This is a genomic window from Ectothiorhodospira sp. PHS-1 (assembly GCF_000225005.1).
In the GTDB taxonomy this organism is placed as follows: domain Bacteria; phylum Pseudomonadota; class Gammaproteobacteria; order Ectothiorhodospirales; family Ectothiorhodospiraceae; genus Ectothiorhodospira.
Window position 1 is genome coordinate 14828 of the sequence record NZ_AGBG01000008.1, and the last position, 14083, is coordinate 28910.

General features: G+C 62.4%; 10 protein-coding genes. 6 read left to right on the forward strand and 4 right to left on the reverse strand.

The window, feature by feature from the left end; all coding sequences use genetic code 11:
• Positions 1 to 58 precede the first annotated feature (58 nt).
• The 4 genes from parE to htpX all read left to right on the forward strand — a co-directional run bounded on the left by parE (position 59) and on the right by htpX (position 5554).
• Complete coding sequence (gene parE / locus ECTPHS_RS04915; RefSeq protein WP_008931590.1) at positions 59 to 1951, forward strand: DNA topoisomerase IV subunit B; 1893 nt, start codon at positions 59 to 61, stop codon at positions 1949 to 1951.
• 54 nt (positions 1952 to 2005) lie between these two features.
• Entirely contained in the window at positions 2006 to 2239 is a 234-nt protein-coding gene (locus ECTPHS_RS04920; protein ID WP_008931591.1) for a hypothetical protein, read from the forward strand.
• A 37-nt stretch (positions 2240 to 2276) separates the two neighbouring features.
• The gene (gene parC / locus ECTPHS_RS04925; protein WP_008931592.1) at positions 2277 to 4529 is read left to right on the forward strand and encodes a DNA topoisomerase IV subunit A; all 2253 of its coding nucleotides are present in this window, start codon (positions 2277 to 2279) and stop codon (positions 4527 to 4529) included.
• Positions 4530 to 4663: 134 nt separating this feature from the next.
• A complete protein-coding gene (htpX, locus tag ECTPHS_RS04930; RefSeq protein WP_008931593.1) occupies positions 4664 to 5554 on the forward strand; it encodes a protease HtpX in 891 nt (296 codons plus the stop codon).
• Between the two features lie 43 nt (positions 5555 to 5597).
• Here the strand turns inward: htpX and ECTPHS_RS04935 are convergent, their stop codons facing one another.
• The 3 genes from ECTPHS_RS04935 to epmB all read right to left on the reverse strand — a co-directional run bounded on the left by ECTPHS_RS04935 (position 5598) and on the right by epmB (position 10733).
• The gene (locus ECTPHS_RS04935) at positions 5598 to 7697 is read right to left on the reverse strand and encodes an EAL domain-containing protein (RefSeq protein WP_008931594.1); all 2100 of its coding nucleotides are present in this window, start codon (positions 7695 to 7697) and stop codon (positions 5598 to 5600) included.
• Between the two features lie 142 nt (positions 7698 to 7839).
• Complete coding sequence (locus ECTPHS_RS04940) at positions 7840 to 9108, reverse strand: hypothetical protein (protein ID WP_008931596.1); 1269 nt, start codon at positions 9106 to 9108, stop codon at positions 7840 to 7842.
• A gap of 584 nt (positions 9109 to 9692) precedes the next feature.
• Positions 9693 to 10733: an EF-P beta-lysylation protein EpmB gene (gene epmB / locus ECTPHS_RS04950; RefSeq protein ID WP_050814214.1), complete on the reverse strand. Its 1041-nt coding sequence runs from the start codon at positions 10731 to 10733 to the stop codon at positions 9693 to 9695.
• Between the two features lie 141 nt (positions 10734 to 10874).
• Between epmB and efp the strand changes: the two genes are divergently transcribed.
• On the forward strand, positions 10875 to 11438 hold the full coding sequence (gene efp, locus ECTPHS_RS04955) for an elongation factor P (RefSeq protein WP_008931599.1): 564 nt from the start codon (positions 10875 to 10877) through the stop codon (positions 11436 to 11438).
• Complete coding sequence (gene epmA, locus ECTPHS_RS04960) at positions 11435 to 12385, forward strand: EF-P lysine aminoacylase EpmA (protein WP_083838770.1); 951 nt, start codon at positions 11435 to 11437, stop codon at positions 12383 to 12385. The genes efp and epmA overlap by 4 nt, the downstream gene beginning before the upstream one ends.
• Before the next feature lie 20 nt (positions 12386 to 12405).
• Here epmA and ECTPHS_RS04965 read toward each other — a convergent pair whose 3' ends face one another.
• Positions 12406 to 14040 carry an alpha-D-glucose phosphate-specific phosphoglucomutase gene (locus tag ECTPHS_RS04965; protein WP_008931601.1) on the reverse strand — a complete coding sequence of 545 codons (1635 nt, stop codon included), beginning with the start codon at positions 14038 to 14040 and terminating at the stop codon, positions 12406 to 12408.
• Positions 14041 to 14083: the final 43 nt, after the last annotated feature.

Below are 14083 nucleotides of genomic sequence, written 5' to 3' on the forward strand. Positions count from 1 at the left end.
GTAACTTGTTGTGATGTTTCATACATTAGGCGCGCCTTTGCAGCCGGAAGTATTGCGCATGAGCGCCAGTTCCTATACCGCCTCAGATATCGAAGTCCTCTCCGGACTGGACCCGGTGCGCAAGCGCCCGGGCATGTATACCGACACCACCCGGCCTAATCACATGGCCCAGGAGGTGATCGACAATTCCGTGGACGAGGCCCTTGCCGGCCACGCCGGACGCATCGACGTGGTGCTCCACGGCGATGGTTCCCTGTCGGTCAGCGACGACGGCCGCGGCATGCCCGTGGACCTGCACCCCAAGGAAAAGCGTCCCGGGGTGGAGGTGATCCTGGGTACCCTGCACGCGGGCGGCAAGTTCTCCAACAAGAGCTACAAGTTCTCCGGCGGCCTGCACGGGGTGGGTGTCTCCGTGGTCAATGCCCTGTCCCTGAAGCTGGAAGTCTGGATCCGTCGTGACGGCAAGGAACATCACATGGCCTTTGCCGACGGTCACAAGCTCAGTGATCTGAAGGTGGTGGGGGAGGTGGGTCGCCGCAACACCGGCACCATGCTGCGCTTCTGGCCCGATCCCAAATATTTCGACAGCCCGAAATTCTCGGTGCCCCGGCTCAAGCACGTGCTGCGGGCCAAGGCGGTGCTCTGTCCCGGTCTGGCCATGTCCTTCCATGACGAGGTCACCGGCGAGCACTGTGACTGGCGTTACGAGGCGGGCCTGAAGGACTACCTCATGGAGGCGCTGCAGGGGGCCGAGACCTTGCCCGAAGAGCCCTTCATGGGCAGCATCTCCGGCGACACCGACGCCGCGGACTGGGCCGTGGTCTGGCTGCCGGAGGGTGGCGAGGGCGTGGCCGAGAGTTATGTGAACCTGATCCCCACCGCCCAGGGCGGCACCCATGTGAATGGTCTGCGCACCGGCCTGACCGACGCGGTGCGGGAATTCTGCGAGTTTCGCAATCTGATTCCCCGGGGCGTCAAGCTGGCTCCCGAGGATGTCTGGGACGGGGTGTCCTACATCCTGTCTTTCAAGATGCTCGATCCCCAGTTCGCTGGGCAGACCAAGGAGCGCCTGTCCTCCCGGGAGGCGGCACCGTTCGTGTCCGGCGTGGTCAAGGACAGTTTCAGCCTGTGGTTGAACCAGCATCCGGCGGCGGGGGAGCGCATCGCCGAACTGGCCATCTCCTCGGCCCAGCGTCGGCTGCGGGCGGGCAAGAAGGTGGTGCGCAAGAAGGTGACCCAGGGGCCGACCCTGCCCGGCAAGCTGGCCGACTGCGCGGCCCAGGATCTGGCGCGGACCGAACTGTTCCTGGTGGAAGGGGATTCCGCCGGCGGCAGCGCCAAGCAGGCCCGCGACCGGGAGTTTCAGGCCATCATGCCCCTGCGGGGCAAGATCCTCAACGCCTGGGAGGTGGATCCGGATCAGGTGCTGGGTTCCCAGGAGATTCATGACATCAGCGTGGCCATCGGCGTGAATCCCGGATCCGCGGACCTGAAGGACCTGCGTTACGGCAAGGTCTGCATCCTGGCGGACGCGGACTCCGACGGTGCCCACATCGCAACCCTGCTGTGTGCCCTGTTCCTGCGTCATTTCCGTCCGCTGGTGGCCCAGGGTCGGGTGTACGTGGCCATGCCGCCCCTGTTCCGCATCGACGTGGGCAAGGAGATCTTCTATGCCCTGGACGAGGAGGAAAAGCAGGGGGTGCTGCAACGCATTGCGGCGGAGAAGAAGAAGGGCAAGGTGGCTGTGACCCGGTTCAAGGGTCTGGGCGAGATGAACCCGTTGCAGTTGCGGGAGACCACCATGGCCCCGGATACCCGGCGTCTGGTCCAGCTCACCCTGGATGAGGGGGATGGGACCGATGCCCTGCTGGACATGCTGCTGGCCAAGAAGCGGGCGGCGGACCGCAAGGGCTGGCTGGAGCACAAGGGCCACCTGGCCGAAGTGATCTGAGTGATTCAGAGTGCCGCACTCAGTGCGGGACTCACACGGAAACAGGAGCTTGAAATGGCAACACCCATCGGATTCGGAAAGCGTCTGGCGCTGGTCCTGCTCAGTTTCGCGGGCATCATCATGGCCATGGTGGGCATCATGGAACTGGCCACCGCCGGCATGGGGGGACTCTATCCTCCGGCCTGGCGCTTCCCGGGTTACGCCTGGATACTCACCGTGGGCGGCTATCTGCTGATGATCCCCATGGGCTGGCTGTACCTGCGGGACATGAAGTCCGAAGAGGACTGAAGCTTCCCGATTCCTTGCCCGCAATCGACGGACATTCATGAGCCATTACGATCTGAACCTGGAAGGCGTCGAACGCCTGCCGCTCAAGACCTTTACCGAAAAGGCGTACCTGGACTACTCCATGTACGTCATCCTGGACCGTGCCCTGCCCCACGTGGGGGACGGGCTCAAACCCGTGCAGCGACGCATCATCTACGCCATGAGCGAGCTGGGCCTGTCCGCCGTTTCCAAGCACAAGAAGTCCGCCCGTACCGTGGGGGACGTGCTGGGCAAGTTTCATCCCCATGGGGATTCCGCCTGCTATGAGGCCATGGTGCTGTTGGCCCAACCCTTCTCTTCCCGCTATCCCTTCGTGGACGGCCAGGGCAACTGGGGGTCGCCGGACGATCCCAAGTCCTTTGCCGCCATGCGCTACACCGAGGCGCGATTGTCTCCCTATGCCCAGCTGCTGCTGTCGGAACTGGGGCAGGGGACCGCCGACTGGGTACCCAACTTCGACGGCACCCTGGAAGAGCCCCGGGTCCTGCCGTCCCGTCTGCCCAACGTGCTGCTCAACGGCGGCACCGGCATTGCCGTCGGCATGGCCACGGACATCCCGCCCCATAATCTCAGGGAAGTGGCCGCCGCCTGCATCCACCTGCTGGCCCATCCCGAGGCCTCGGTGGAGGATCTGTGCCGCCATGTCCAGGGGCCGGACTTTCCCACCGAGGCGGAGATCATCACCCCCCGCCGGGAACTGGTGGCCCTGTACCGCACCGGCAACGGCAGTCTGCGCATGCGTGCCCGTTATGAACGGGAAAACGGCGACATCATCATCACGGCCCTGCCGCATCAGGTTTCCGGAGCCAAGGTACTGGAACAGATCGCCGCCCAGATGAACGCCAAGAAGCTGCCGATGGTGGAGGATCTGCGGGATGAGTCGGACCATGAGCATCCCACCCGACTGGTGATCACACCCCGCTCCAACCGGGTGGACATCCCGGGTCTCATGGCCCACCTGTTCGCCACCACGGATCTGGAGCGCAGTTATCGGGTGAACCTGAACGTCATCGGTCTGGACGGTCGGCCCCAGGTGAAAAACCTGGTCCAGCTCCTGACCGAGTGGCTGTCCTTCCGTACCGAAACCGTGCGTCGCCGCCTGCAGTGGCGCCTGGACAAGGTGGAAAAGCGGCTGCACATCCTGGCGGGGCTGTTGATCGCCTATCTGAATATCGACGAGGTGATCCGCATCATTCGCGAGCACGACGAGCCCAAGCCGGTGCTGATGGAACGCTTCGGACTCACCGATGCCCAGGCCGAAGCCATCCTGGAACTCAAGCTGCGCCATCTGGCCAGGCTGGAGGAAATGAAGATCCGCGGTGAGCAGGACGAGTTGTCCCGGGAGCGTGACCAGTTACGGGCCATCCTGGGCTCCGGCGAACTGCTCAGGAACCTGGTGCGTGACGAGATCGCCGCCGATGCGGAGAAGTTTGGTGATGATCGTCGTTCCCCCATCGTCGAGCGGGCCGCCGCCCAGGCCCTGGACGAGTCGGCCCTGATCCCCTCGGAGCCATTGACCGTGGTGCTCTCCCGCATGGGCTGGGTGCGCGCCGCCAAGGGCCATGAAGTGGATGCCGCCGGACTCAGTTACAAATCCGGTGACGGCTTTTTGTCCGCTTCCCCCGGACGCAGCAATCAGCAGGCGGTGTTCATCGATTCCACCGGTCGCACCTATGCCCTGGCCGCCCATACCCTGCCGTCGGCGCGAGGGCAGGGGGAGCCCCTATCCGGGCGTCTGTCCCCACCGGACGGTGCCCGCTTTGTCGGCGTGATGATGGGGGCACCGGACGATCTCTACCTGCTGGCCACCGATCACGGCTACGGCTTCATCTGCACCTTGGAAGACATGATTTCCCGCAACCGGGGAGGCAAGGTGGTGCTGACGGTACCGGAGGGGGCCAACGTGCTGCCGCCGGTCCGGATTCGGGATCCGGAGCGCCAGCGTCTGGCGGCAGCCACCAGTGATGGGTATCTGCTGGTCACGGTCCTGTCAGACCTGCCCCGGATGGCCCGGGGCAAGGGCGACAAGATCATCAACATCCCCTCGGCCCGTCTCAAGGCGAGGGAGGAATGGATGGTGGAACCGGCTCTGGTGGCGGAGGGCGAGGTGCTCAATGTGGTGGCCGGCAAGAAGTTCAAGGCGGTGAAGGGAGCGGAACTGGAGGAGTACCTGGGAGAGCGGGGCCGTCGGGGCCGGAAGTTGCCTCGGGGGTTTCAGAAGGTGGATGCCCTCAATGCCGTGATCCCTTAGCGGCCCAGCGAAAGCCGGGCAATGCCCTGCATGTGCCGGACTGAAGCTTTGTGCTTGAATTTTTCATGCCAAACCCCATCTAATACGCCGTACCCTGTCATTGACAAACCCCAACTTCAGATCATGGAGACAGCATGAAGCGCATCGCCCTGTTCCTGGCCACTAACCTGGCCATCATCGTGGTGTTAAGCATCACCCTGCGGATTCTGGGAGTGGAGCGCATCCTGGATGAATCAGGGACCAACCTGAACCTGAGCAATCTGCTGGTCTTTGCCGCCGTCTTCGGCTTCGGGGGTTCCTTCATCTCCCTGGCCATTTCCAAGTGGATGGCCAAGAAGACCATGAACGTGCAGGTCATCGAACAGCCTCGCACCGAGACCGAGCGCTGGCTGGTGGAGACCGTGCGCCGTCAGGCCCAGCAGGCCGGTATCGGCATGCCGGAAGTGGGCATCTTCGACTCACCGGACCCCAACGCCTTCGCCACCGGCATGAGCAGGAACAATGCCCTGGTGGCCGTGAGCACCGGCCTCATGGACAACATGAACCGGGATGAAGTGGAGGCCGTGCTGGGACACGAAGTGGCTCATGTGGCCAACGGCGACATGGTCACCCTGGCCCTGATTCAGGGAGTGATCAACACCTTCGTGATCTTCCTGGCCCGCGTCATCGGTCACTTGGTGGACCGGGTGGTGTTCAAGAACGAGGAAGGCCATGGCCCGGCCTTCTGGGTGACCACCATCGTGGCGGAAATCATCCTGGCCATCCTGGCTTCCATCATCGTCATGTGGTTCTCCCGTCAGCGGGAATTCCGTGCCGACGAAGGGGGCGCCAAGCTGGCCGGCCGGGAGAAGATGATCGCCGCCCTGGAGCGTCTGCGTGCCGCTCAGGGGCAGCCCAGCCAGATGCCCGACCAGATGCAGGCTTTCGGCATCCGTGGTGGCATGGGGCAGGGGATCAAGAAGCTGTTCATGACCCACCCGCCGTTGGAAGAGCGCATCATGGCCCTCAAGGCCGGCGGCCGCTGATCTTCAGTGCCCTCCCTTCTCCCCTTGGGGGAGAAGGGCAGGGTCACCCCATGGACGAGAAGTCGTATTCCAGGGCACCGGAGGGCGCCTGCAGGAAATTCCCCTGAATGAAGTTCACGCCCAGGCCCCAGAGCACCGAGAGTGTGGCAGCGTCTTCCACCTGCTGGGCAATGATCATCTTGCCCTGGGTATGGCCCGTGTTCGTGAGGTGCTTGAGCACTTCCTGGTCTTCGTGACTTTTGACCAGGTTGCGGGTGTAGGAGGCATCCACCTTCAGGTAATCCACCGGAATGTGCTGCAGTATCTGGAAGGGGTTGAGTCCGATACCGAAGTCGTCCAGCACGAACTGGCAGTGAATGGTCTTGAGCGACTTGACCAGATCCCGGGCCTGTTTGAGATGGGCGATGACGTTTGCCACTTTGATCTGGAACACCACGCATTCGGCCGGGATGCGGTGCTCCTTGAGTCGCTCCGCGATCCAGGGAACCATGCCCGGGTCGTGGAGAGTGCCGCTGGTGATCTTGATGAAAAATACCGTGTCATGACCTGTCTTGCGACGTGCCGCCAGGGTGCTTAGGGCCTGTTCGATGACCCATTGGTCCAATTGCCGTGCCAGATCGGTACGTTCCGCGCTGGGCATGAAGTGGCTGGGGCTGATGGCTTCGCCTCCTTCGTTGAGAAGACGCATGAAGACTTCATAGCGTTCCCCTGCCTCCCCGTGGAGACTGATGATAGGTTGGAACAGCAGGATCAGTCGGTTGGCCTTCATCGCCTCGTGGATGCGCCTGGACCAGGTTTCATCCAGTTGCTTCTGGCTCATCTCCCCTTCCTTGGGCTGATAGACCACCGTCCGGTTGCCACCCGATGCCGCCGCCTCCTCGCACGCCTTGTGTGAACGGGACAGGAGTTCATCGATATCGGGTGCATTTTCGTCGATCTGCACGGCTCCGACGGAGGCGGTGAAGCTGATGGAGCGTCCTTCCACTTCACAGATGTGTTCCGATATCCGGTCCAGCAGGCCGCGGGTAAAACGCGTGATATCCTGCATCTCCCAGTGCTGACTGAGGATACCGTAGGCCTGCCCTTCCAGTCGGGCCACGATGTCGGATTGGCCGCAGGCCTCCTCCAGCAGTTTGCCCAGGTCGCCGAGCACCAGGTCCGCTCCGGCCACGCCCACCAGTTCCCTGATGTTGCTGAACTGGTCAACGGCCAGTTCGATCAGCGTGGCATTGGACTTGCCCTGAGCGGCCTGGCCCAGGGATTTCTGCAGGCATTCGAGGAAATACTGCCGATTGTAAAGGCCTGTGATCAGGTCTCGCTGTGAGAGGTAGTTGAGTTTTTTTTCCAGTTCCAGGGTATTACCATTCTTGTCGGACCGGATGAGTACCTGAATGCAGGGTTCACCGTCGATAATGGCGCCGCTGAATTCCATTCGTGCCGAGAAACTATCCCCCGACATCCGCTTGAGTTGCAGGTCATGGGCCTCAGGGAGGGCGTCGGGGGGCGCCTCATCGTTCAGGGTGTCATCATGCTGACGCAGATACTCCCTGAGCTTTCGCTGGTCTTCGCGTACCACCATGTCCATGATGGGAATGCCTTCGATCTCTTCGATGTCGGAAAATCCGAACAGTCTCAGGTAGGCAGGATTGGCGTAAAGGTGCATGCCTTCGTGGACATAGGCAATGGCATCCCGCGCATTTTCCAGCAGCATTTTACAGCGTCTCTCCGCCTCTCTCAGCGAGGACTCAAGAGACTTCAGGGAGCGCCATTGCTGCTGAAAGGCCAGGGCTCGAGTGATCACCAGGCGCAGGTGATCCAGGTGATCCTTGCGCACCATGTCGTGAGCCCCCGATCCCAGGCACTCCACGACATCGGTGTCGGGATCCGTGGCCACGGCAACCACGGGGGCATGACGCCCCATCTGACGGCTGATCTGAATGACTTTCTCCAGGGAGAGTGAAGGGTGCCCAAGGGTGCAGATGATGACGTCGGGGGGGTGCTGCTTCAGTTTGGCAAGCAGGTCTTCTTCGTCTTCTGCGCGCTCGGGTCTGACGGCCAAGCCGGCGGACTTGAGCGTGCTCACCACCATCTCGGCGTCGTTTAGGTTGTCATCAATGATCAGTAGGCGTAGAAGGTTGTCCATTCGGTGCCTGGCCTGAGTACGCGGGATGGGGCCGGGCAGGGTGCCGGCGGAGGTCACTGGCCTCGATTATATAGACAACCCCCTCGATATCGCCAATCAGGTGCGGACCATGCCGTGATCAGGCAGGGCGCAGGGCGTTTTCCTAGATAGCGGACCAGACCGTGGCGTTCACCGTACTCTGTTCACCGTTGTCTACACTCTGTGGTAAGCCCCTGAGCGGCTCATAGGCGAACTGTTCGAAGCGACTGGAGTGCACCAACCTGCGGGTGAGTTTCACGGGTAGGCCGCGCCCCGCTAGATTTACGATCACTTCGTCATCGACCTGGAAAGCGCCGGCGGGACAGAACAGGCTGGTGGTCTGTTGCAGTATCTGGATGGTGGGGGACATGAGTCCCTCCAATGGCTGTCCGTGGGCCAGATTGCGCTGACCACGCCTGAGTATGACCGGCAAGCTGCGAGGGGCGAGAATCTGGACTCCGATTTCCAGGCCGGTTGAGGGGTGGAACATCATCCAGCGTACAATGCCCAGTTGCCAGCCAGCCCCGCCGCTTTCATGGTGGCGCAGACCGACCAGTTCTCCCACCTGGACACGTCCTGCCTGAGGTTGCTCCCAGCGCAGGCGAAAACCGCCGGCACTGCTGTCCACCAGTTGCCATGCCTGCGGAGTCTGGATCTCAGGGCTCGGTGGCGCGCTTCCGTTGTCCAGGAGGGTGGTGCTGGTTACCAGATTGCCCTTGGCAATGCTGTCCCAGGCGGAAGATCCCAGATCTTTGGGCATGTCGGCCAGATAACGTACCGAGATGCCCATCTCCATGGAGCGAAGGGTGTAATCGATCTCTTGCAGGGACAGTTGGGTCGGGTCCGTGGAGCGCTTGCCCAGGTCGGCATCAACCTTCCGGGTGATGCAGTGATGGATACCGGCCAGACCCGTGGCAACATCGATCAGGCCGCCCTTTCCGGTACGGTTGAAGCGCCGCCGAGCCGTGTTCGTCCAGGCGGTCAGTGCTCTTTGGATCAGGTCATTGTCGATCTTCCTGTCATGTTCCCGCCGCACCAGATCGCGGAGTTGACGAATCAGGGGGGCGATCTGCAGGAAACGGTCACCTGCTGTGCCGTTCACCTCATCCGACCTGATGTAGTCTGGTCCCTGGTCGCCGCGCAGATTGATCCGGTAGAGCATGCCGGCATGATCGGGCAGGGCATCCGGTCCGATATGGCAGCCTGTGCAATGGGCTTCCAGGTGGCGATGCAACCGGTCCGATTCACCCTGACGCAGGGTCAGTGGGGAAGCCAGGGCCAGCAGGGCTGCCTGGAGATAGGCCTGTGCGGGGGTACGTCGTTTCGACGGCTCGTCCGTGATCTCCTGGTAGAGCAGTTCATGATGCTCCGCATCACTCAGGAGTTCGTGCATGGCTTGCCAGGTTCCCGGCGGGGGGGGGCAGGTACAGGCGGGCAGCATGGCGCTGCTGGGTCCCCAATAGACACAAGCCCCGATAGACGGCCGTAGTCAGCTGTCTACTGGAGAGTCCCGTCCTCTTCGTCCCCCGCACATCTCTGAGAACCTTCAGATAGCCGGTGCTGGTTTCCGCCAGCAGTTCTCCCGCGACATGGGCAATTTGAAGGCCTCGCGGCGGCAGGGGAAGGGAGCGGTTGATGAAGTGTCGACCCAGGTGTTCCTGCGCCATATGCAGGGAGGGACGCATGAGTTCCATGATCTCAAGACGATCCGCCGCAGGCAATGACCGGTTATTCAGTGACCGGACGGCCTGGAGCAGTCTGCGGGTTGTCTCTCCCATGTCTGCCAAGGGCAGTGTCTTCAGCCAGAGCTTGACCTTCCTTGGCTGCAAGGGAAGGGCATCATCGCCTGGAGGCTGCACCATGGGGGTTCCGACCAGCATCTCGGTTTACTCTCGGGGCCAGTGTCTCGGCCTTGAGACTGATTTTTTGTGACGTGGTTCACCATTTTAACGGTTATAGACCCTATTTTTCCAGAGTTCAAATTGCAGAGTCATCCATGGCCTGGGGCGCCTGAACCAGGGGGGTCTTCTTATCCTGCCCCGGGATTTCTCGTACCAGGCGGGGGAGTAGGTAACCGGGGAGCTGCCGGCTCAGGCGATCCATGATGCCCAGGGCCCGCTCCTCGGTGACGGCGAAATGCGCCGCGCCCTGTACAGGGTCCAGCATGTGCAGGTAATAAGGCTGGACGCCACTGTCGAACAGGGCGTGACTGAGTGTCGCCAGGGCATCCGGATTGTCGTTGATACCCTTGAGCAGGACGGTCTGATTGAACAGGCGTACCCCGGCCAGTTCCAGTCGCTCCATGGCCGCCCGGGTGGTACCGTCCAGTTCCCTGGCGTGATTGGCATGGATGACCATGATGGGGCGCAGGCGGGTGCTGGTCAGCCAGCCCAGCAGGGCGTCGTCGATTCTTTCCGGCAGCACCACCGGGAGGCGGCTGTGCAGGCGCAGGGTGCGCAGATGGGGGATACCGGCCAGATCCGAAACCATCGCCGCCAGCTTTTCATCATTCAGGGTGAGCGGATCACCGCCGCTCAGGATCACTTCCTGGATATCCTGATGGGTGCGCAGGTACAGCAGAATATGGGGCCAGGCTTCCCGGATCGCGGAGGCGTCCCGATAGGGAAAATGCTGTCGGAAACAGTAGCGACAATGGATGGCACAGGCGCCGGAAGTCACCAGCAGCACCCGGCCATGATACTTGTGCAATAGCCCTGGAATCGGCATCGATTCCAGATCACCGACCGGATCACTCTGAAAGCCGGGGACTTCCAGGCATTCCTCGGCCAGGGGCAGTACCTGTCTCAGCAAGGGGTCGTTGGGGTCTCCCGGAGTCATGCGCCCCAGATACCCCAGGGGCACCCGCACCCGGAACCGTTCCGCGGCCTTCAGGGTGGCGGGCAGCAGGGCCGGATCCAGCGACAGGCGCTCAAAAAGTTCTTCCGGATCGGTCACGGCCCTGGCGAGGGCGCGTTGCCAATCCGCCGACTGACTGTGGGCGGTTAATCGCGTTATCATAGGCGGATTTTTCAGGGTGGATCGTGGCAGGCTGCTCCATTGTGCCGGTTTTGCGCGTCTCTTTGCCAGATTCACCGCTCACTCGGGATCATCCCTGTTGGAAACCCCTTCGAGCCCTGCTCGATCCGGAGATGCATCACTATGGCAATGTACAGTACCAATGAATTCAAGAGCGGACTCAAGATTCTGCTGGATGGCGATCCTTACGCCATCGTGGAAAACGAGTTCGTCAAGCCCGGCAAGGGGCAGGCCTTCAATCGTGTGAAGATGCGCAACCTCAAGACCGGTCGCGTGCTGGACAAGACCTTCAAGTCCGGCGACTCGGTGGAAGCCGCCGACGTGATGGACACGGACATGCAATACCTCTACGCCGACGGCGAGTTCTGGCACTTCATGATGCCGGAGAGTTTCGAGCAGTATGCCGCCAACGAGGCCGCGGTCATCGATGCCATGAAGTGGCTCAAGGAACAGGACATGTGCACCGTGACCCTGTGGAACAACGTACCCCTGTCGGTCAGCCCGCCCAATTTCGTGGAACTGAAGATTACCCAGTGTGATCCGGGCATCCGCGGCGACACCGCCACCGGCGGCACCAAGCCGGCCACGCTGGAGACCGGGGCTGTGGTCAAGGTGCCCCTGTTCGTGAACGAAGGGGACGTGATCCGCGTGGATACCCGCACCGGCGACTACGTCTCCCGCGCGTGAGTTGGTTCCCCTCCGCCGCTCCGGCGATGTTGCGTCGTCGGGCGGATCTGCTTCGGTCGATCCGCCACTTTTTCCATGCGCGGGGGGTATTGGAAGTGGAAACCCCCTGCCTGTCCAGGGCGGGGGCCACGGATCCCGCCATTGAGAGCCTGACCGTGACCCTGCCGGAGGCTACCCTCTGGCTGCATACCTCCCCTGAGTTTCCCATGAAGCGCCTGTTGGCCGCCGGGTCGGGGGATATCTATCAGATTGCTCGGGTCTTTCGTGCCGGGGAAGCCGGTCGCTTTCACAATCCGGAATTCACCCTGCTGGAATGGTATCGGGTCGGGTTCGACCACCATCGGCTGATGGCTGAAGTCGATGATCTGGTGCGTGGTCTGGCCGGTGACCGGCTATCCCGCCCGACCACCTGGCTGAGTTACCGGCAGGCCATGCTCGATCATGCCGGTATCGATCCCCTGCATGCCGATGTCGTGGAACTGGCCGACAGGGCGCGGGCGCTCGGGCTGGATGTGCGGGGTGAACTGGATCGGGATGGCTGGCTGGACCTGATCATGTCCATGGTGGTGGCACCCGCGCTACCCGCGGAGGGTCTGACTTTCATCCATGATTATCCTGCCAGCCAGGCCGCGCTGGCCCGGATCTGTCCGGAGAACCCGGCGGTGGCCGAGCGCTTCGAGCTGTATTGGGGTGGGGTGGAACTGGCCAACGGTTTTCATGAACTGGGGGATGCGGTGGAGCAGGGCGTCCGTTTCGAGGCGGACAATCGCCGCCGCCGGTCCGCCGGGCAAGCGGCGGTGGCGGTGGATCATCATCTTCTGGCGGCTCTGGCCGAGGGCCTGCCGGATTGCGCCGGTGTGGCCCTGGGCGTGGACCGGTTGCTCATGTGCCTGAGTGGTTGCGACCACATCCGGCAGGTGCTGGCCTTTGACTGGGAGCGGGCCTGAAAACAGGGCCTTTTGTCTCTTCAGGTGATCACCGTCGGTGCCTCGCACCCGGTATGTTCCCGGATGCCCGCCACCTCGTGGGCAATGGCAATCAGCGGCGCCAGCGCCGTCTGGGTCTCCAGTGCGTGCCGTTGCGGGTCCGGCTCATACCGTTCCACGTAGAGCCGTAGCGTCGCCCCCGCCGTACCCGTACCCGACAGTCGGAATACCAGCCGTGAACCGCCCTCGAACAGGATGCGAACCCCCTGTCCCTGACTGATGGACCCGTCAATGGGATCTTCATAGGCGAAGTCATCCGCCAGGCTCACGGTGTGGTCACCCAGGCGTTTGCCGGTCAGGCCCGGCAAACGGTCCCGCAACCGGTTCATCAGGGTTTCCGCCCGCTGGGCGTCCACCTCTTCGAAGTCATGGCGGGTGTAATAATTGCGTCCGAACTGACGCCAGTGGGACTTGACGATGTTTTCCACCGATTCGTGGCGCACCGCCAGCAGGTTGAGCCAGAACAGCACCGCCCACAGCCCGTCCTTTTCCCGTACATGGTCGGAACCGGTACCGAAACTCTCCTCGCCGCAGAGGGTGACCCGGCCGGCATCCAGCAGGTTGCCGAAGAACTTCCAGCCGGTGGGGGTCTCGAAGCACTCAATGCCCAAATGCTCCGCCACCCGGTCCGCCGCCTGGCTGGTGGGCATGGAGCGGGCAATGCCGACAATGCCGCCACGGTAGCCAGGGACATGGTGGGCATTGGCCGCCAGTACCGCCAGACTGTCGCTGGGGGTGACGAAGAAGCGGCGTCCCAGGATCATGTTGCGATCCCCGTCCCCATCGGAGGCGGCGCCGAAGTCGGGGCCATTGCGCCCGTTCATGGCCTCCACCAGATCGTGCGCATGGACCAGATTGGGGTCCGGGTGGTGGCCGCCGAAATCCGCCAGCGGCTCGGCCCGCATCACCGTGCCCGGAGGGGCACCGAGCATGTCTTCCAGGATGCGCCGGGCATAGGGACCGGTCACCGCGTGCATGGCATCAAAGCGCATGCGGAAGGGGACGCTGTTGAACAGGGCGCGCATGCGATCAAAATCGAACAGGTTCTGCATCAGTGCAGCGTAATCCTGCACCGGATCCACCACGGCAATCTCCATGGTGCCCAGCTTGCTGGTGCCCAGGTGATCGATGTCCACGTGCTGGATGTCGGCAATCCGGTACTCGCTCAGCGTCAGGGTGGCGGCGTGGATCTCATTGGTGACCTTTTCCGGTGCCGGTCCCCCGTTGGGCGTATTGAACTTGATGCCGAAGTCGGCATGGGGGCCGCCGGGGTTATGACTGGCAGAGAGGATGAGTCCACCCTGGGTGCGGTAGCGTCGGATCAGACAGGAGGCCGCCGGGGTGGAGAGGATACCGCCGAGTCCCACGATGACCTTGGCCACCCCATGAGCCGCCGCCATGCGCAGGATGATCTGGATGGCTTCCCGGTTGAAGTAGCGGCCATCACCGCCCAGCACCAGGGTGCCGCCCTTGAGCGCAGTCTGGGTGTTGAAGACGGCCTGGACGAAGTTTTCCAGATAATGGGGCTGCTGAAAGACGCGTACCTGCTTGCGCAGGCCGGAAGTGCCCGGTTTCTGGTCTTTGAAGGGGGTGGTGGCAACCAGGTTGATGTTCATGGGCTCGCGGCGTTGAGTGGCTTGAGTCATTGAAGTTACCAAA